18 protein-coding genes are annotated in these 18,991 nt (G+C 63.9%); 7 read left to right on the forward strand and 11 right to left on the reverse strand.

All coding sequences use genetic code 11. From position 1 onward, the window contains the following. From DIE16_RS07850 to DIE16_RS07865, 4 genes are all read right to left on the reverse strand, one after another. Positions 1-408, reverse strand: a 408-nt coding sequence (locus DIE16_RS07850) for a GntR family transcriptional regulator (RefSeq protein WP_148093431.1), incomplete at its 3' end; no start/stop codon positions are given. A gap of 82 nt (positions 409-490) precedes the next feature. Then, positions 491-1,282 carry an aspartate/glutamate racemase family protein gene (locus DIE16_RS07855; protein WP_124484779.1) on the reverse strand — a complete coding sequence of 264 codons (792 nt, stop codon included), beginning with the start codon at positions 1,280-1,282 and terminating at the stop codon, positions 491-493. Further along, complete coding sequence (locus tag DIE16_RS07860; RefSeq protein WP_124519427.1) at positions 1,279-2,523, reverse strand: D-amino acid dehydrogenase; 1,245 nt, start codon at positions 2,521-2,523, stop codon at positions 1,279-1,281. Before DIE16_RS07860 ends, DIE16_RS07855 begins: the two co-directional genes overlap by 4 nt. A gap of 12 nt (positions 2,524-2,535) precedes the next feature. Continuing rightward, positions 2,536-2,883, reverse strand: coding sequence for a RidA family protein (locus DIE16_RS07865; RefSeq protein WP_124519426.1), 348 nt, complete (start codon positions 2,881-2,883; stop codon positions 2,536-2,538). Positions 2,884-3,189: 306 nt separating this feature from the next. Here DIE16_RS07865 and DIE16_RS07870 point away from each other — a divergent pair, with 306 nt between their 5' ends. Genes DIE16_RS07870 through DIE16_RS07895 form a run of 6 tightly spaced genes read left to right on the forward strand, consistent with a single transcriptional unit; the run spans position 3,190 to position 8,945 of the window. Then, positions 3,190-4,284: an ABC transporter substrate-binding protein gene (locus DIE16_RS07870; RefSeq protein WP_124484776.1), complete on the forward strand. Its 1,095-nt coding sequence runs from the start codon at positions 3,190-3,192 to the stop codon at positions 4,282-4,284. Between the two features lie 16 nt (positions 4,285-4,300). Continuing rightward, complete coding sequence (locus DIE16_RS07875; protein ID WP_124519425.1) at positions 4,301-5,194, forward strand: branched-chain amino acid ABC transporter permease; 894 nt, start codon at positions 4,301-4,303, stop codon at positions 5,192-5,194. Further along, a complete protein-coding gene (locus tag DIE16_RS07880; protein WP_124522945.1) occupies positions 5,187-6,074 on the forward strand; it encodes a branched-chain amino acid ABC transporter permease in 888 nt (295 codons plus the stop codon). Before DIE16_RS07875 ends, DIE16_RS07880 begins: the two co-directional genes overlap by 8 nt. Continuing rightward, complete coding sequence (locus tag DIE16_RS07885; RefSeq protein WP_124522943.1) at positions 6,071-6,853, forward strand: ABC transporter ATP-binding protein; 783 nt, start codon at positions 6,071-6,073, stop codon at positions 6,851-6,853. Before DIE16_RS07880 ends, DIE16_RS07885 begins: the two co-directional genes overlap by 4 nt. After that, the gene (locus DIE16_RS07890; RefSeq protein ID WP_124484772.1) at positions 6,850-7,569 is read left to right on the forward strand and encodes an ABC transporter ATP-binding protein; all 720 of its coding nucleotides are present in this window, start codon (positions 6,850-6,852) and stop codon (positions 7,567-7,569) included. Before DIE16_RS07885 ends, DIE16_RS07890 begins: the two co-directional genes overlap by 4 nt. Beyond that, the gene (locus tag DIE16_RS07895; RefSeq protein WP_124484771.1) at positions 7,566-8,945 is read left to right on the forward strand and encodes an MFS transporter; all 1,380 of its coding nucleotides are present in this window, start codon (positions 7,566-7,568) and stop codon (positions 8,943-8,945) included. Before DIE16_RS07890 ends, DIE16_RS07895 begins: the two co-directional genes overlap by 4 nt. A 215-nt stretch (positions 8,946-9,160) precedes the next feature. On the opposite strand, the gene DIE16_RS07900 is transcribed toward DIE16_RS07895, so the two are convergent. Next, on the reverse strand, positions 9,161-10,219 hold the full coding sequence (locus tag DIE16_RS07900) for a porin (RefSeq protein ID WP_260426175.1): 1,059 nt from the start codon (positions 10,217-10,219) through the stop codon (positions 9,161-9,163). A gap of 459 nt (positions 10,220-10,678) precedes the next feature. On the opposite strand from DIE16_RS07900, the gene DIE16_RS07905 reads away from it, so the two are divergent. Next, positions 10,679-11,416 carry a helix-turn-helix transcriptional regulator gene (locus DIE16_RS07905; protein WP_260426903.1) on the forward strand — a complete coding sequence of 246 codons (738 nt, stop codon included), beginning with the start codon at positions 10,679-10,681 and terminating at the stop codon, positions 11,414-11,416. Positions 11,417-11,479: 63 nt separating this feature from the next. Here DIE16_RS07905 and DIE16_RS07910 read toward each other — a convergent pair whose 3' ends face one another. The 6 genes from DIE16_RS07910 to DIE16_RS07935 form a co-directional block, all read right to left on the reverse strand. Beyond that, a complete protein-coding gene (locus tag DIE16_RS07910) occupies positions 11,480-12,187 on the reverse strand; it encodes an ABC transporter ATP-binding protein (RefSeq protein WP_260426177.1) in 708 nt (235 codons plus the stop codon). Continuing rightward, complete coding sequence (locus DIE16_RS07915) at positions 12,184-13,959, reverse strand: ABC transporter permease subunit (RefSeq protein ID WP_124522941.1); 1,776 nt, start codon at positions 13,957-13,959, stop codon at positions 12,184-12,186. Before DIE16_RS07915 ends, DIE16_RS07910 begins: the two co-directional genes overlap by 4 nt. Next, a complete protein-coding gene (locus tag DIE16_RS07920; RefSeq protein WP_124522939.1) occupies positions 13,937-14,782 on the reverse strand; it encodes a branched-chain amino acid ABC transporter permease in 846 nt (281 codons plus the stop codon). The genes DIE16_RS07915 and DIE16_RS07920 overlap by 23 nt, the downstream gene beginning before the upstream one ends. A 4-nt stretch (positions 14,783-14,786) precedes the next feature. Next, positions 14,787-15,971 (reverse strand): substrate-binding domain-containing protein, encoded by a 1,185-nt coding sequence (locus DIE16_RS07925; protein ID WP_124484768.1) that lies wholly within the window; start codon positions 15,969-15,971, stop codon positions 14,787-14,789. A 36-nt stretch (positions 15,972-16,007) separates the two neighbouring features. Further along, positions 16,008-17,429, reverse strand: coding sequence for an indoleacetamide hydrolase (iaaH, locus tag DIE16_RS07930; RefSeq protein WP_124484767.1), 1,422 nt, complete (start codon positions 17,427-17,429; stop codon positions 16,008-16,010). A 198-nt stretch (positions 17,430-17,627) separates the two neighbouring features. Continuing rightward, positions 17,628-18,860: an MFS transporter gene (locus DIE16_RS07935; protein ID WP_221621947.1), complete on the reverse strand. Its 1,233-nt coding sequence runs from the start codon at positions 18,858-18,860 to the stop codon at positions 17,628-17,630. Positions 18,861-18,991 lie beyond the last annotated feature (131 nt).

An 18,991-nucleotide genomic window follows, 5' to 3' on the forward strand; every position in this document is an offset into this window, starting at 1 on the left:
CGGCATCCGAGATGCGCTCTTCATCACCTGCCGCCAGAAGCGGCGCAGTGTCTTGATGTCGTTGTCGGACGCCCGTTCGCACGCGAGCATCACCGCGGTCGACTCGATCGAACGCCTCAGCTCAAAGAGATCGAACACGTCTTTCCCTTCCAGTTGGCGGATGAAGAATCCGCGATTCGGCACGAAGACCAGCAGGTTCTCCGCGACGAGACGGTTCAGTGCTTCCCGGATCGGCGTGCGGCTGACGTCGAACCGTTCCGCCAGTTCAAGCTCGTTGACCCGCTCGCCCGGCCGGATCTTGTACAGCACGGCCATCTGCTTCAACTGCTCGTAAATCTCGTTGACCGTAAGGCCCGCGCGCCTGGGCGCCATAGCCTCGCGGCCGCCAAGCACGGAATTCGCTGCCATCTCGCCTCCTCCTTCGTCTGTCGGCGACCGTCATTATCGACCATGGACCGGCCTGCGGACGCTTCGGGTGCTTCTGCCACCGTCATTGCATCAACAGGCGTCCGAAGCCCGGCACCGGATCGTCGACGCCCGCGAGCCGCAGCGCATGCCACGCGAGCGCGTGATTGCTCGACAGGACCGGCTTGCCGGCGCGCGCCTCGATCTCCGCGAGCGCGTCGACTAGCCTAAGGCTCGTGCACGACACGAACACCGCATCCACCGCCGGATCGGCGGCCAGCGCCAGCACCGCGCGCTCGATGGAAGCGCGGTCGATCCGCGCCACCTCGTTGTCGTCGCGATGCTCGAACGAACCCGCCCTGACGACGTCGACGCCGCGCGCGCGCAGGTAGGCGGCCATGGCTTCGTTGATCGGGCGCTCGTACGGCGTGAGAAGCGCAACGCCGCGCGCACCCAGCGCGCCCAGCGCGACCCGTGCCGCGGTGATCGGCGTCGTGCACGCCACGCCCGGCCGCGCTTCGCGAATCCGCTCGAACACGCGCTCCTCGCCGAGCACCGTCGACGCGGACGTGCAGCCGAACGCGACCACGTCGAGACGTTCGCCGGGGCGGATCAACTCGACGGCCGCCGCGATCCCGCCGTCCATCCGCGCGAGCGTCTCCGCGGTGATGTCGGCGGAGTTCGCGATCCGGCTCTCGTAGAACGCGACGCCGTCGAGCGAGAGCACGCGCCGCCATTCGTATTCGATCGTATGGTCGGTCGCGAGCACGACGAGCCCGATCGCCGCGCGGCGCGCGATGCCCGCATCGAGCGAGAAGCCGAAGCGCGCGTACGAACCGGCGCCATGCTGCACTGGGGTCGAAAGAAGTTCGCTCACTGGAGTGTCATCCCGGTAATGTCGATGTCGGGCTGCCGGCCGTGGATCAGGTCGGCGACGATCTTCGCGGTACCGCACGACATCGTCCAGCCCATGTGGCCGTGCCCGGTGTTGAGAAAGAGATTGCGATGGCGGGTCGCGCCGATGATCGGCGTGCCTTCCGGCGTCATCGGCCGCAACCCCGCCCAGTACGACGGCTTCGTGTAGTCGGCGCCGTTCGGAAACAGCGCCCGCGCGGTCGCCAGCATGTGCGCGAAGTCCGCGGGCGTGTGGGTCGTGTCGTAGCCGCTGAATTCGGCCGTCGCGGTCAGGCGCAGCCGATCGCCGAACCGCGCCCACGCGACGAGCTGGTTTTCCTCGACGCCGCCGAGCGTCGGCGGCTCGTGGCGTGCATCGATCGGCAGCGTGACCGAATAGCCTTTCACCGGATAGATCGGCAATCGGTAGCCGAGCGCGCGCGCGACGAACGGCGAGTACGAGCCGAGCGCGAGCACATAGCGGTCGCCGCTCACGCGGCCCTGCGACGTCTGCACGTAGTCCACCGCGTCCGCATGCGCGCGCACGCCGTCGATCGTTGCGCCGAAACGGAACTCGACGCCGAGCGCGCGGCAGCGTTCGGCGAGCGCCCGGGTGAACAGGTGCGCATCGCCGCTCTCGTCGGACGGACAGTAGATCGCACCGGCAATCGCGTCCGCCGCGCCGGCGAGCGCGGGCTCGCGCTCGATCACCGCGCGCAAATCGAGCGTCTCGAGCGGCAGGCCGTTGTCGGACAGAATCCGCATGTTCGCGACGCCGCGCTCGAACGATGCGGGATCCCGGTACAGGTACAGCAAACCGCTGCTGATCCGGTCGTACGCGAGGGCCTCGTCGCGGGTCGCCGACTGGAGCTGCTGCTGCGCATAGCGGCACAGCCGCACCTTGATCGACGTGTTCCTGCGCGAGCGCTCCGCCGTGCAGTTCCGCAGGAACAGGCGACACCACGCCCACATCCGCCAGTCCGGCGACCATTTGAGACGCAACGCCTGCCTGTCCGAAAACAGCGACTTGAGCAGGATCTTCGGCGCCCGCGGGGATGCCCACGTATAGGAATGCCCCGGCGCGATCAGTCCCGCGTTCGCGAAGCTCGTCTCGAGCGCGACGCCGTCGCGCCGGTCGACCACCACGACCTCGTCGCCGGCCTTCGCGAGAAAGTACGCGGTCGTCACACCGACGATGCCGCCTCCCAGCACGACCGTCCTCATGACTCGTCTCCGCTAGAGCGCAGCGATCGCCGCGATTTCGACCGTGTACTCGGGAAACGCGAGCGCCGATTCCACGCATGCGCGCGCCGGCGTATCGCCCTGCGCAACCCATGCATCCCAGACCCGGTTCATGTCGGCAAAGCTCCGGTGATCGGCCAGCCAGATACTCGCGGACACGATCCGGCGCTTGTCGAGCCCCGCGCCGTCGAGCAGCCGGTCGATCTTGTCGAGGATCTGGCGTGTCTGGCCGGCGACGTCGAGCGCGGTGTCATCGGCCACCTGTCCGGCAATGAACGCGAAGCCGCCCGCCACCACGAGCTGGCTCATCCGTTCCCCCGCGCCATAGCGCTTGATGTCCATCGCACTGCCTCCGTTTCCGTGTCGAGTCGGTTGAATTCTAAGCATTCGTATTCATCACTGTATACACTTTTTTCGAAAAGATTCGACATTGACCCAATCTGGCGCATCTGCCCGTCGCTGGTGTTTACAGTCGCTCTTGTTGTGCGTCTAGTGCGCTAAAACAAGGCATTTTCTTGTTCATTCCAAGGCACTTTACGGACCTCGCAACATTCGTCCAAAAAATGTTTGCCAACGATTTTTGTTCTGTGATTCTGTCGACACTTTTGTATTTCAAACGCAATTCAACACATGTTCAGGAGCGCAAAAATGAAGCTGGGTTGCTGGAGTCTCGGGATCTGCGTCGCGCTCGGCGCGTGGACAACATTTCCTGCGTACGCCGACGTGAGCGTCGGCGCCGTGTTGCCGCTGACAGGCGCGAGCGCGTCGATCGGCGAGGACCAGCGGCGCGGGATCGAGCTCGCGGTCGCGAAGATCAATGCGCAAGGCGGCGTGCTCGGGCAGAAGCTGCAGGTACGGATCGAGGATTCGGGCGGCACGGCCAACACGGCGCTCGACGCCGCACGCAAGCTGGCGACCGTCGAGCGCGTGCCGCTCGTGCTCGGCGAATTTTCGTCGTCGGTGACGATCCCGATCGGACAATTCCTCGTGCGCCAGGGCGACGTGCACGTCAACATCGGTTCGTCGAGCCAGCAGGTCCGCAAGATCGGCGCGGGCTCGTTCAGCACGATCGGGCTCGACGACCAGTCCGCGCGCTTCGCCGCGCAGGACGTGTACGACCGCAAGCTGCGGCGCATCGCACTGATCGCGCCGAACAACGGTTACGGCCAGGGCATCGCAACCGAGTTCAGGAAGCGTTTCGAGGCACTCGGCGGCACGATCGTCTCGACGGTTCTCTACACGGAAGGCCAGTCGACCTACCGGCGCGAACTGGAACAGGCATCGCGCGCGCAGCCCGACGGCTACGTGTACAGCGCGTACGGGCAGGAAGCCGCGACGCTAAACCGGCAGGCGTTCGAAATGCGCCTCAACCAGCGGCCGTGGTACGGCATCTACCTGACGATGTGCACGAGCGACACGCCCGCCCAGATCGCCCAGGGGCAGATCGGCCTGGAGGTCGCGGCGCTCGGCGGGAGCGCCGCCGCGTACGCGGCGGCCTATCGCGCCGCGTATCACGAGGCGCCGCGCTCGGCGTTCGGCAGCTACGCGTACGACGCCACGATGCTGTCCGCGGCGGCAATCAACCGCGCGCACTCGGCCGATCCAGCGAAGGTGCGTGCGGAACTCGCGGCCAGCCAGCCCTATGACGGTGTGACGGGCACGATCGCCTTCGATGCCGACGGCCAGCGGCTCGTGCAGCCGTACGAGAAGGTCGTGTACCGGCAATCCGTCGTCGCCCAGTAGCCACCGGGAGCACGCGATGCTGCAGTTCCTGATCGATGTCCTGATGCGCACGTCCGACTTGTTGCTGGTATCCGTCGGCCTGTCGACGCTGTACTCGCTGATTCGCTTCCCGAACATCGCACACGTCCAGTACGCGATGGTCGGCGCGTTCGCGACCCTCGGGTTCGAGCGCATCGGCATGCCGTTCCCGCTTGCGACCGCCGTGTCGTGCGCGCTGGTCGGCCTTGCCGCGACGCTGCTGAACCTGTTCGTGTTCACGCGCCTGCTGCGCTCCGGCAGCGCGGTCGCGATGATCGGCTCGCTCGCCGTTTCGCTGCTCGCCGTCGCGCTGATGCTCGGCACCGCCGGCTCGCGGCCGCTGCAGTACGCGCAGGCGGTGCGCCCGCCACTGATGGTCGGAGGCGTCGCGATGTCGCCCGCGCAGGCGGGTTCGATCGCGTGCGGTTGCGTCGCGCTCGCCGTTTTCGCGCTGCTGCTGTACCGCACCCGCCTCGGCCGTGCGATGCGTGCGCTCGCGTCGAATCGCGCGCTCGCGCTCGCGACGGGCATCGATGCGCGGCGCGTGACCAACGTGATCACGTTCGCGAGCGGCGTGCTCGCGGCGCTCGGCGGCACGATGCTCGGCGCGACTGAAAGCGTGCACGTCAACCTCGGCTACGGGCTGCTGATCCCGGTGTTTTCCGCCGCGATCCTTGGCGGTCTCGGCAATCCGCTCGGCGCGGCGGCCGGCGCATTCCTGATCGCGCTTGCCGAGACGACCGCGCTCGATGTCGACTTCGGCGGGCTGGTCGGCCGGCCGGTCGCTTTCTTTCCGGTCGAATACGTCGGCGCGGTGTCGTTCGCCATCCTGCTCGTCGTGCTCGTGTTCCGGCCGTATGGAATCTTCGACGGGGAGGTGCGTCGTGTCTAGTTTCATCGTCCATCTGCTGACCGTCACGTGCCTGTACGCGACGATGGCGCTCGGCCTGAACCTGCAGGCAGGCTACGCAGGGCTCGTCAATTTCGGCTTCGTTGCGTTCGCGGGGCTCGGTGCCTACGCCGCCGGCATCGCTTCGCAGCTCGGCTGGCCGCTGCCGGCCGCCGTGGCGCTCGCGGCGGGCGCGGCGAGCGTGCTGGCCGTCTCGATCGCGCGGCTCGGCCGACATCTGTCGGCCGACTATTGGGGCATCGCGACGCTCGCGATCGCCGAGATCCTGCGCACGTTCGCGCTGAACGAGGGCTGGCTGACGGGCGGTGCGCAGGGTATCGGCGGCATCGCGCCGCTCTTTCCCGGGCTGCGCGCGCCGTGGGCCGATCTCGCGTTCCTCGCCGTCGCGGCCGGCGGCCTCGCCGTCGCCTGCGTCGCATGCCGGCTGCTGACCACCGGCCGCTTCGGTCGCGCGCTGAAGGTGATGCGCGAGGAGCCCGCGCTCGCCGTCTGCTTCGGCTACGACCCGGTCGCGCTGAAGACCTGGGCGAGCGTCGCGGGCGCGCTGCCCGCGGCGTTCGCGGGCGCGCTTCTCATCTGGTACATCAGCTACGTCGGCCCGGATGCGATGGTGGCGTCGGAAACCTTCGCGCTGTGGACCATCGTCATGGTCGGCGGGCTCGGCAGCCACGCCGGCGTGCTGGCCGGCGCGCTCATCGTTCAGGCGGTTTACGCGTTCGCGCCGTTCCTGAAGGACTGGCTCGGCGTCGGCAGCGACCTCGCGGGTGCGGTGCGCCTCGGCCTCGTCGGCCTGATGCTGCTCGCATGCGTGCTGCGGCGCCCGCGCGGCCTCGTGCCGGAACGGCTGGAGGTTCGCCCATGAGCGCCCTGCTCGACCTTGAAGGCGTCACGATCCGCTATGGCGACAACGCGGTGCTGTCCGGCCTCTCGCTCGCCGTCGGCGACGGCGAGATCGTCGGACTGCTCGGGCCGAACGGCTCGGGCAAGAGCACTGCACTCAATGCGATCACGGGCTTCGCGCCCGTCGCGGCCGGCGCGATCCGCTTCGCCGGGCGTCGCATCGACACGCTTGCGCCGTACCGGATCGCACGGCTCGGCATCCGCCGGACGTTCCAGTTGCCGTCGATGCCCGCGCGCATGTCGGTGCTCGAACTGGCGATGGCCGCGTCGTCGGCCCGCCACGGCCCCGTCGCGGCACTGCTGCGCAGCCGCGCGACACGCACGCTGGAAGCCGCGACGCGCGCACGCGCCACCGCGCTGCTCGAGGAACTGAAGCTCGCGCACGTCGCCCAACTGGGCGCCGCGGCGATCTCCGGCGGCCAGAAGAAACTGCTTGGCATCGCGTGCGCGATGATGACCGAGCCGAAGCTGCTGCTGCTCGACGAACCGACCGCGGGCGTTCATCCCAACCTGCGCGGCGAACTGGTCGCCGAGCTGCGCCGCATCCGCGGACTGGGCGTCACGCTGGTCGTGATCGAGCACGACATGCACTTCATCCGCGAGCTGTGCGACCGCTGCATCGTGCTCGATCGCGGCGCCGCGATCGCCGACTGTCGTCCCGCCGAACTCGAAAGCAACCGCCGCGTGCTCGATGCCTACCTGGGCCGGGCCCATGCGCGCCATCTGATGGGGGCGTCATGATCGAAGTTCGCGACCTGGTCGCCGGCTACACGGCCGACATCGACATCCTGCACGGCGTATCGCTGTCCGTCGGGCCGGTCGACATCGTCACGATCCTCGGCCCGAACGGCTGCGGGAAATCGACGCTCCTCAAGGCGATCGCCGGCTTCGTGCCGCCCCGCGCCGGCACGGTCACGATGCATGGCCGCGACATCGCGCGCGTGCCGGTACACCGCAAGATCCGCGAACACGACATCGGCTTCGTCCCGCAGACCGACAACGTGTTCGGCGCGCTGACGGTGCGCGAGAACCTGATGCTCGGCGGCCACGCGATGTCCGCGTTCCCTCGCGAAACGCGGATCGAGGAGCTGTGCGAGCAATACCCCGTCCTGCGGCGCCGCTATCGGTCGCCCGCGGGCGCGCTGTCCGGCGGCGAGCGGCAGATCGTGTCGCTCGCGCGCGCGCTGATGCCGCGCCCGGTGCTGCTGTTGCTCGACGAGCCGTCGGCAGGCCTGTCGCCGAAAATGGTCGACGAGGTGTTCGACGCGATCGTACGGATGCGCGATACCGAGCACGTCGCGGTGCTGATGGTCGAACAGAACGCGATCGAGGCGCTGCACATCGCCGATCGCGGCGTGGTGCTGACGATGGGTCGCGTCGCGCTGACGGGCACCTCGGCCGAGCTGCTCGACAGCGACGAGATGCGGCGCCTCTATCTCGGCGGGCGCGCGGCATGAGCACGAACGCCGCGCCCGCAGCCGGCGCGACCGGCGCGCCTGCCGCGCGGCCGGCACACGTGCTGGTCGCGCTTGCCTGCGGCTTCGTGATGGCGATGCTCGACGTGACCATCGTGAACGTCGCGCTGAAGGCGATGCAGGGGAGCCTCGACATGTCGCTGACCGCGCTCGTCTGGGTCGTCGACGCCTATACGCTCAGCTTCGCCGCGCTGCTGCTGTTCGGCGGCGCGCTCGCGAACCGTTACGGGCCGCGTGCGATCTATGTCGCCGGGCTCGCGCTGTTCGTCGCCGCGTCGGTGCTTTGCGCGGCCGCGCAGACGAGCGGCATGCTCGTCGCCGCGCGGCTGCTGCAGGGCGTGGGTGCCGCGCTCTTCATGCCAAGCTCGCTCAGCCTGCTCACGCTGGCGTTTCCGGCCGGGCCGGTGCGCACGCGGATGATCGGCATCTGGGGGGCGCTCGTCTCGGCGGCGATGGCGATCGGGCCGTGCATCGGCGGCGTGCTCGTCGACGCGATCGGCTGGCGCGGGATCTTCTGGGTCAACCTGCCTGTCGGGCTCGCCGGACTGTGGCTCACGTGCCGCCATGTCGAGCATTCGCCGCGCCATCCCGGCCCGCTGAACACGATCGGCCATCTGCTCGGCGCGCTCGCGCTCGCGGCGCTCAGCTATACGCTGATCGAGGGGCCGGGCACCGGTTGGCGCTCGCCCGCCATCGTCGCCGGCGCGGCCGCGACGTTTGCCGCCGGCGCGGCATTCGTGTGGCGCGAACGTCGCGCCCGCGACCGGATCCTGCCGCCCGCGCTGCTGCGCAACCGGCGCTTCGTCGCGGGCGGACTGCTCGGGCTCGCGATCAATTTCGGCATCCTCGCGGAAATCTTCCTGCTGAGCCTTTACCTGCAGCAGACGCGCGGCGCGAGCGCGCTGCGCGCCGGCTTCGAGCTGTTTCCGCTGATGGCGATGTTCGGCATCGGCAATCTCGCTTCCGCCCGCGTGAGCGCGCGGCTCGGCCCGCGCGGCACGCTGCTCGCGGGCCTCGCGCTCGCCACGCTCGGCAGCGCCGCGCTGATCGGCATCGAGGCACTGCCCTACACGACGCTCGCGATCGCGGTCGGCATCGCGAACTTCGGCGCGGGCCAGGCCATCCCCGCGATGAATCTCGTCGTCATGCAGTCGGCCGGCCCCGCGGACGCGAATCTGGCCGCCGCATCGCTGAACGCGAGCCGGCAGATCGGCTCGCTGGTCGGCGTTGCGATCGCGTCGGTCGTGCTGCACGCGATCGCCAGCCCGGAGCGCTCGACCGCGGCCGGTTTCGCCGTGATCGCGAGCGTCTACCTGGCCGGCTTCGCGATCGTGTTCAGACGCATCGACCCGGGTTGACGCCCCCGCGGGCCGCCCTTCTTCATGACAGCGAGGACATCATGCACACAGCGACTGGCCGCAAGGGATGGTGGATTCAACCGGTCGATGCAACACACTAGACACTGCGTAAGCAGTGGCTCGAGCTTCTCTGCATCCGACAACACTCTGGACTGTGCCCCTTCCCCAACAGATTGGTGAAGCTCCAGTTCGCCATCGGTCTTACCCCGCAACAGTTAGAACTTGTGCCGAATGCCAATTCTCGCCGCAGTCTGAAAACTCGTGCTGGACGGCGACCCGAGCGCTGCTTCGATTTGAGCGCCGTGTGCATGATCATGCGCGAGCGCCCCAACGAAATAAACGTCCGTGCGTTTGGAAATGAAGTAATCCGCCCCGATGGTGACCTGATTCGCGCTGCCGACCCCGTTATTGCGCTCTTGAAACTGGAACCCTGCTCCAAGCGAAAGATCTGGCCTGACAAAGTAAGTCATGCCACCGTCATAGGTCAGCGCCCGAGCTTTGGTGCCGCTGCTCAACTGGACATCGGTCACTACGCCGAATATCTGGGCTTTCCCGAGACTGTAAGTTGCACCGCCTGCGTATTCCGTCAAATTCGCGGAGTTTGTCGCGTTATGCTGCTTGAAATACGACAGCGATGCGGCGAGCCCACCTTGACTGTAGTTCAGCAGAAAATTCATCGAGCTATTGGTCCCCAACGAGCCGGCGACATTGCCGAAACCATACATGGCGCCGGCACTGAAACCCGAAATCTTTGGCGAGAGATACTTCACCGAGTTATTGACGTTATCGCCCCACAGTCGGTTATCAAGCGTATACCCGCCAGCCGCATACGCCGGGATTCCCCACCCCAGGATGCCCGCTGCCGTGTTTCCTGCGATCGAGTACGCCGGGAAAATATCGCCGATGAAGTCGTATTGCCGCCCGAGCGTCAGCGTCCCGAAGCGCCCGTCAAGGCCCACGAAGGCTGCACGATTGAACAACAGCCCGCTCTGCGCCAAGGCCCCGTTGGAAAGTTGAAAGCCACTTTCGAGCGTGAAGATCGCCTTGAGCCCGCCCCCCAGGTCCTCTTTACCCGTCAGCCCCCACCGATCTCCCTGCGAAGACCCGGACGCAAACTGCACGAGCGCGCCATGTCCGGTGCTCGACGTCGCATTGTTCGTGTACGTAATGCCCGCATCCACCAGCCCGTACAGCGTCACTGAGGACTGCGCATGTGCCGCGCCGCACCCAACCGCGGCGCAGACAACCATGCTTCGCTTAATGACCATATTCATATCGCTTTCCTAATTTTATAGCGTAGTTTTCGTTGACGAGAATGACTGAGGAAAACGTCCCGCTGGAAATGCATCGGAATCGTTTGGTCAATGGGCAGGCGTCTCCGGGTAATCCTGCAGCTTGCCTCACTACAACGAACAGTCTCAGCACGTCCGCTTCCCACTGTGCGTCTACTCTATGAGCAGCTTTTTTTGAGCCCCATCGTTAGAAATGTCGACACGAATTCCCTGGCCTCCCCCCTCGCTCACGAAATTCGAAGGCCCCGGCGAGCGTCCCTTTTTGATTTGTAGGTATGCCGTGGATCCAGCTGAGACATGAATGCAACGAACAGGTAGAGGAAGCGAAGTTTCGTTGCCGATCAGCATTTTTTCCCTGCTATGCTTGACGTGTAATGCGAGCCTGTCTTTCAAGGCTGCCGCGCATGCTGTCTCTTGATTCTTCCTACCGATGAGGCACCCTTGAAGCCACCAGTTCACGACCTCACGCTCGACGAACTCCGACTTTTCGGGGACATCATCGGACGGCTCGAAGAGCTCGGACCGATGGTGGATGCAAGACGCGTCGTTTTGCCAGACTTGACCCGGCTGCTGCGATCCGATTTCTGCGTCTCGTACAACTGGGATGCAGAAAAAGGAACATACGTCGACCCGATCGCGGTCAATGTCGACTCCGATCATGTGCGCCGCTACACGAGCTGGTACCAGCACAATGACCCGATGACGGCGCAGCTCTGCAAGATGCGCAAAGCCACCTTGGTGGAGGAGGTCATGGACCGACCTGCACTAGAGAAAAGTGAGTTCTATAACGAGTTTCTCGCACAGGATGGTTTGCATCACGGGATCAACATGTTTGTTTTCGACGGCGAGCGCCAGCTCAGCGATCTGAGAATCTGGCGGACACAGGATCGACCTGAATTCGAGATGCGCGACAAACTCGTGCTCGATGCGCTCGAGCCGTTCCTTTGCCGCGCCATCAAACGTCGGGCAGGTAGTGCAACGGGTCTCACCGACCGTGAGAGCGAGATCGCGCAACTTGTCGCGAAGGGTTGTACCGATCAGGATATCGGCCGCCTGCTCTGCATCAGCTTGTCGACCGTGCGCACCCATTTGCGGCGGATCATGGACAAGAAGGGATTCTCCAACCGCGCGGAGCTTGCTGCTTCCGTCGCCGCGGCTAGAACGACCGCGCCGTCATGAGTGTTGAACGGCACGATCGACGATCAGGTGCACGCGACGCGACGAATCGTTTGATACGGAAGACTAAACCGCCAATACGGCTTCGAGCTGGTCGCGAGACATATCGATCGAGTCGCCCGACAGCACGATCTCTCCATGATCCAAACCGATGAAATTGTCGGCGATCGAAGTTAGAAACGTCAGATTCTGTTCGACAACCACGAACGCCGCTCCTTCTGCGGTCCGAGACCGGATAACAGACGCCATGCGCTCCAGGTTCTCCTGCTGAACCCCTTCCGACGGCTCGTCGATCAGCGTGAGAGGCGAACGCTCCGCGATGATTCTGGCGAAGGAAAGCAACTTCTTTTCACCACCGCTCAGCTTTCCAGCCGGCTGCAACAACCGCTCTTGCAGACGCGGGAAGATCCGGAACAAGTCGTCGTATGCGTCCAGGCTTCTTGTCTTGAATCCGAGTGTCAGGTTGTCTGCGACGCTCAAATTGTCAAAGACAACCCGTTCCTGCGGCGCGTAGCTCATCCCCAAACGTCGTCGCTGATGCGACGGCACTTTGCCGACTTCACCCCCGTTGACGGTTACGGCACCGGACATGGGCCGGATGACGCCCGTCAAAGCGCGCATCAGCGTCGACTTGCCCACACCATTGCGGCCGAATACACCCAGGACGTTACCCGCAGCCACCTCGCCGCTGATCCCTTTGAGCACCATCGTGTCACCATAGCCGGCGACGATCGACGAAAAGCTCAACATGGCTTCTCGCTGGCGTTCGCTCATTTTCTTCCTCCTGAGTAGACAGCCTTGACCTCTGCCGACATCTTGATCTGCGACAGAGACCCGACCGCGAGGCTTCTTCCCTGATGAAGCACCACCACGTTGCCGGCGATCTTTTCGAGCGCGCTCATGTCATGCTCGATCACGATGGCTGACGCCTCCAGTTCGCCGACGGTCGACGTGATCGCGTCCATCATGTGACGGGTTTCGTGCGCCGAGAGGCCCGCGCACGGCTCGTCGAGGAGCAAAAGACGCGGCTCGGTGATGGCCACCATCGCGAACTCCAGCATCTGGCGCATCCCTTGAGAAAGATCTCCCGCACGAACAGCCATATTCGATTCAAGAAACCCGAATTTTCCAAGCGTGCGGACGCGTTGAACCGAATTCCAATGCAGGGGCGCCGCAGTCAGCATCTCTCGAGGACGGATCCGATTCGCCCACAGGGCGATCTGAAGATTCTTGTCGACGGACAACTGGGCGAAAACCGTGGGAATCTGAAACTTGCGGCCGACTCCCAGTCGGGCGACCTGCCAGGCCTGAGAGGACGAAATCTCGGCCCCGCGAAAGTGGATTTCGCCTGAACGGACTGGCAAGCGGCCCGTCATTGCATTGAACGTCGACGTCTTCCCGGCGCCATTGGGGCCAATGAAACAATTGATGACCCCGGCTCCCACCTCGAGATCGAGCCCGTTGAGAATGTTGACGCTACCCTGGCTGACTTCCACCTTCCTGAAACTGAGCAGCGTGGATTGAAGCGGTCGTATGTCAATCGTGGCGATGTCGGGCGCATCGGCCCGTTTCTCCGGAATCGTGTTCGCGACTCGCAGACCCGCAATTCGGGCAAGCGCAGCGGCCATGCCGGCCAGGCCATCGGGAAACAGCCGCACCACACCGATGAAAATCAGCGCAACCAGCACTTCCCAATAGGTAAACAGATCACGCCAGGTCGCTGCGAGCAGTCCGATCACGACGGCACCGAGTTGCGCGCCCAACGGACTGCGCTTTCCCCCGACGGCCGCCCAGATGACAAACTGCGCTGACAACGCCACGCCGACCGCCTGAGGACCGACGAGGCCCTCATGAGGCGCATACAGCGCGCCCCCCAAACCTGCGATCGCGCCCGATAGGCCAAAAGCGGCAGCCTTCAGTTTGTGTGTCGCGAATCCAAAGAACTGGAGGCGATCTTCATTCTCTGAAGTGGCGGCCCAGAGCGTCCCGATCGGTCTGCGGTTCAACCAGGTGATCAGCGCCGTGACGACAACCGCAGCCGCGGCGATCACGTAATACAGGCTTCCATACCTGTCGGTCATCGGCAGATCGGGGATATCGGTCAACCCATTGAAGCCGCCGGTTACGCTGCTCCATTGATTGGCGACCAGAAACCCCAACATGCAAAGCGCAAGGGTAATCAACGAAAAGAACGGCCCACTGTCGATCCGGCGCGCAAAGACGATCAATCCGATTGCATAGGCCAGGGCCGCCGGTACTGCAATTGCAAGCGGAAGCATAATGATCTGCCATTCGCCACCGGCCGCGGCGGCGCAGCGCAATACAAAGGCGCTGACATACGCACCCAGCCCGAAAAACAGGCTTTGGCCCAGCGGCAAGAAGCCCGCATTCCCCCAGCACAAAGCAACGCTTTGCGTGGCCATTCCATACAGCAACAGAAGCCCGATCTGGTTTGCGCTGTAATCACCGGCCCACCGCGGCAAGCTGAGAAGAATCGCCGCCGTGACAACCTGGAGGGCCGTTTCAACGGCGCGAGACGAGGCCATTTGGGCGACTCCACAAGAAATAGATGGACAGGATCAGGACAGCGGTATAGCCCGACGTCTGATCGATGAAACTCGACACCGCGACCTGCGTCCCTCCGATGACGAACGTGCCTACCGCGAGACCGAGCAGGCTGCCCAGGCCACCGACAACGAGCACGAAAAACGAATTGAGCAGATAGTCGAGGCCCATGTATGGCTCGACCCGTACGATCGGTGCGAGAAGCACCCCCGCCAACCCGGCCAGCACCACACCCGTAATGAACGTGCCGCTGGCCAGTCGGGTCGTATTGATGCCGGCTGCCTTGGCAAGAAGCGGATTCGCGACCATGCCTCGAATCCGCGCGCCCGTCTGGCTGCGGCTGTACCATGCGGCGAGCCCCGCGAATGCCAGGCCCACCGCGAGCATCATCGCGAGCCGGAATGCCGGATACTGGGTGCCAAGGACATCCATCGATGTGCCATCCGCACCCGTCACGTCCTGGTAACCCTTTCCGAACAATGCGACCACGCCTTCGCGCAGTAGGATCGAAACGCCCCAGGTTGCGAGCAAGGTGTCGAATGGCCGCTCATACAAAGGGCGAACCAGCAGGCGCTCGACGATCCATCCGACAGCAGCGCATACGACGATCGCCAAAGGTATGGCAAGCAAGGCGGGTAACCCGAGACGCTGCACGACGACCACCGAATACGCGCCCAGCATGATGAACTCGCCATGTGCCATGTTCAACACGCCCAGCAGCCCGAACACGATTGCCAGACCTATCGTCGTGAGCGCGAGGGCCGCGCATGCGTATCCGAGATTGAGAAGATGGGAAAGCAGCATGACTTCAACCCGCACCCGCTCCGCTCGCACAGGTTTCGGCCGAGCTCAGTTGTGAGAACGTCTTGACGACGTCGTATCGGACGCCTGATGCCTTCGCGAGGAAGATGTCGGCCGTCACATTGCGCGACTTCATCGTGACCGCGCCGCGCGGGCCTGTGTAACTTGCGCCATCGGAAGTCTTCGTCAGATCGCCGATCGACGCGGAATTCGCCTTCCTGGCCATGGCGTCATACATCAGGATGCCCTCGTACGTCGACTCGCCGATGCTGCTCAAAACCGCCGAAGCACCGAACTGCTTGTGATAGCGCTCCAGAAACTGCCCGGACGTGGCGGTCGGCGTCGAGAAAAAGCCGGAGGCCGAGTAGAGGTTCCTGGAGTTGGACGCACCGATGCCGATCAATGTGTTTTCTTCGACCATCGTGCCGAAGCGGATCATCTTGTCGCTGAGACCGAAGCTCGCAAAACTTCGGTTGAACGTGACGGCCGACCCGCCCACCAGCGTGATGAAGACCGCATCCGCCTTGCTGTCCCGGATTTTGCCGAGTACCGCGTCGAAGTTGTCGACGTCGAATGGAACGTACTCTTCGCCGACCACGGCCGCGCCGGAACCCTGAATCGCCTTTTTCGCCACTTCGTTCGACTTGCGCGGCCAGATGTAGTCGTTGCCGATCAGGAACCAGCGCTTGACCTGGTGTTTGGCGGTCAGCCACGGAATGACCGGCGCCAGTTGCTGCGCAGGCGTCTCGCCAACGAAGAACGTGCCCTTCGCGCAATCGCCGCCCTCGTACATCGGGGTATAGAAGTAAGGCACCTGGCCTCGGAACAGACTTTCCAGCGCCGTCCGGACAGCGCTATCGTGCGATCCGACAAAGACCTCCGCCTTGTCGCGCTTCCAGAGGCGGAGCGCCGTCTGCGCCGACTCGGAAGGTGCGGCGCCGGCGTCGCCCACCAGCAACTCGAGGGGGCGCCCCAAAACGCCCCCGCGCGCATTGATCTCGTCGATTGCCAACGCCGCACAGTTTTTGCAGGCTTGACCGAAAAATGCGGCCGGCCCGCTCATCGGCGCCATCAGCGCCAGCTTCAGCGGCTGGTTTGCCGCGCGTACCGATGCCGGAACGAGCCCCCCGACGCCCACCGCGGCACTTGCAGCACCGAGCGCAATACTTTTCAGGATATTTCGACGATTCATTTGCTTGCCTTTCTCGTTAAGCCGTTGCCGGATGAATCAAACGTGTGCGTCGAGACGCGGGAACGTCGCGGCACACAGCACGCGCTCCATTTCCTTGCCGATCTGCAGGATTCGCTGATCCGAATACGGAGCACCGTCCAGCGCCAGTCCAACCGGGAGCCCATCCTGGGTCAGACCTGCGGGAATGGTGATGCCGGGTACCCCGGCATTGCTGCCTGGTTCGGTATTTCGCGTGTACGCGGCAAAGACATCGAGCGCTTCAGACCCGACCGCCACGGTTTCAGAGCCGATGTTGCAAGCCGGAATCAGGACGGTGGGAAATAGCAGCGCGTCGGCCTCCATTTCGCGAAGACACGCCACGTAAGACGTGCGCGACCGCTCTCGCGCGAGAAGCGCTTCGGTATATTCGGCCGCGGAAATCGCACCGGCCCCCAGGATGTCGCTGACGATGCGGACTACATCCGGGCTTTTGATCCGGGCAACGATCTCCGGGAACGTCACAGCCACGCCACCTGTTTCCAGATAGCGGCCCACGGCACCGCCAAACTCGAAAAACGGGATGGTTGCGCTCTTCTGCGCACGGAAAAACGGATAACGTCGCAGGTCTACGTCAACCAGTTCGAAGCCTGCATCCTCGAGCTTCTGCAGCGCATGTTCGAGTACCGGCCGCGCATCGGGTGACAGCCCCTCCCACAACGTCGAGTACGGGACTGCCAGGCGAAAGTCACGTGCACCGTCGACAACGGGAGGCGCTGAACCACTTCCGGACAGGATCTCGTCCAGCAACAACATGTCGGAGACGGTTCGGGCAATCGGACCGACCGTGTCGCGCGTGGGCGATATCGGTACGACTCCCTCTGACGGATAGCGTCCATGCGTGGGACGAAAGCCGACCAGTCCACACAGCGCCGCCGGTATTCGCACCGATCCGCCCGTGTCGGTGCCGAGCGCCGCCGGCACCGCACCACTCGCCACCAGCACGGCAGACCCGCCGCTGCTTCCGCCAGGAATTCTGGACGGGTCATACGGATTGCGGGCCGGGCCGAAAAATCCGTTGTCGTTGGTGCAGCCGAAAGCGAGTTCGTGCATGTTGGCTTTGCCCGCGACCAACGCACCCGCTTCGATCACGCGCGCCACGACCGGCGCGTTCGCTCGAGGTACGGCGTTGCGCAGCGCTGCCGTTCCAGCGGCTGTCGGCATGCCCACGCAGTCGATGTTGTCCTTGATTGCCAATGGAATGCCTGCAAGTGACATCCGGCCTGTTCGGGCTGCGGGAGATTCATCATGCGCCCGCGCCGATTGCAACAATTTCTCCGGGTCGACATACACGAACCCGTTCAGCGACTCGGTTTCAGCCTGTCGATCCATCAGCGCCTGAACGTATTCCAGGCAGGAGATCTCGCGTCGATCGATCGCACCTTTGGCGTCGACGACTGAAAGCTGCGGGAGGGTTGGCATCTACGTCTCGCTTACATTTCGGTCTTCGTAGATTGCGCGCCTGCTTTTTTGCAGCGTATCGTCAGAAATGACGACGACACGCTCAACCGTGGCAGCGTTACCTCACCGCGCCCGATACAGCCCCGCGACCGACGTCGGCGGCCTTGATCGCGCGAGTCCCCGCAAAGGTCTGAAATCCGCCTGCTCTTTGCCGAACGTTCAGACCGCGTCGATGTTCGAGACGGAATGCTTCGACGTCGCGGCCGGCACCGTTTCATCGAGAAACATCCCCACGAAAGCGCTCACCAACGACACCCCACCGACGATCAGCATCGGATAGCCAAGACCGAACGTGTCGGCGAGCCCGCCAGCCACCACCGGCATCAGGACTCCACCGATGAGTTCACTGACAGCGGTAGGAACGCCTACGGCGGAGCCAGTCAGCGTGGACGGTACGGATTCGCATGGAATCACGGCAAGAAAGAGCGGTGCGATGCCGAAGCCGCAAATCCCGGCAGCAAAGAGATTCGCGAACATGACGATCGGAGAAGCGTGACAAAGAACGAAAGCCAACATCAGGATGCCGTAGCAAGTCGCAGAGACGACGAGCACGATCCGCCGCCCGAGCCGATCAGAGATCGCCGGAACGGCGATCATCCCGATAAACCCGCCGAAACCCCATCCGGAGATGATCAGGCCGACCGTGCCGAGGCTGAGGCCCGCCACTTTGGTCAGATAGAGCGCGACGAACGTCGAGAACACGAACAGGCCCGTCTGGAAAAGCGATCCGATGACCGTGGTCAGCCAGATGTTCTTGTATCGCAGCACGGTCAAGGGGCCGCCCGATGCCGATCGGACCTGCTTGTCGCGATTTGCCTCCGACTTCCGCATGGTCCTGCCGATCAGGAACGTCAGCAAAAGCCCCGGGATACCGAGAACGAAGAACACCCACTCCCAGCGCATATGCATCGCGAGCTGGGTAGCGATGATCGGTCCAAGACCGATACCAAGAAGGGGGAAAAACGACTGGTGAATGCCAAGATTCAAGCCGCGCCGACGCGGCGTCGATATCTCGTCGATGGTCGCAACGCTGGCGCTGAAGACGCCCCCCTCTCCCACGCCGAGGAGGCCGCGCACAAGCAGCATGCTGTGGAACGACTTGGCGACACCGGTAAAGGATGTCATCACCGAGAAGAAGATTGAAGAACCGAGCAGAATCTTGCGACGCCCATGGCGGTCGGACAGACTCCCGAGCACCCATGTCGAAACTGCCCAAGTCAATGCGAGAACCGAGGCGATGGCGCCTGCCTGCGTGTTGTTCAGTTTGAGCTCCGGCAGCAGCACCGGAAACAGGTACACGATGACCAGACGATCGAGACCGACGATTCCGAACAGCACCGCAAGAAAGATGACCATCTTCCATTCGTAGTCTCGATTTTCTTTGTAGTTCATATCGACATCCTAAATATATGGTCGAGACCGGATTGCTGTTATTTCGAAAAAACCGTCCGGTTTCAATCGATATCAAGCAAACACGGTAGCGACATGAAAACCTCTGACCCGGCTCGCCATGGCATGACATG

This window comes from Burkholderia sp. Bp9090 (assembly GCF_003857985.1).
In the GTDB taxonomy this organism is placed as follows: domain Bacteria; phylum Pseudomonadota; class Gammaproteobacteria; order Burkholderiales; family Burkholderiaceae; genus Burkholderia.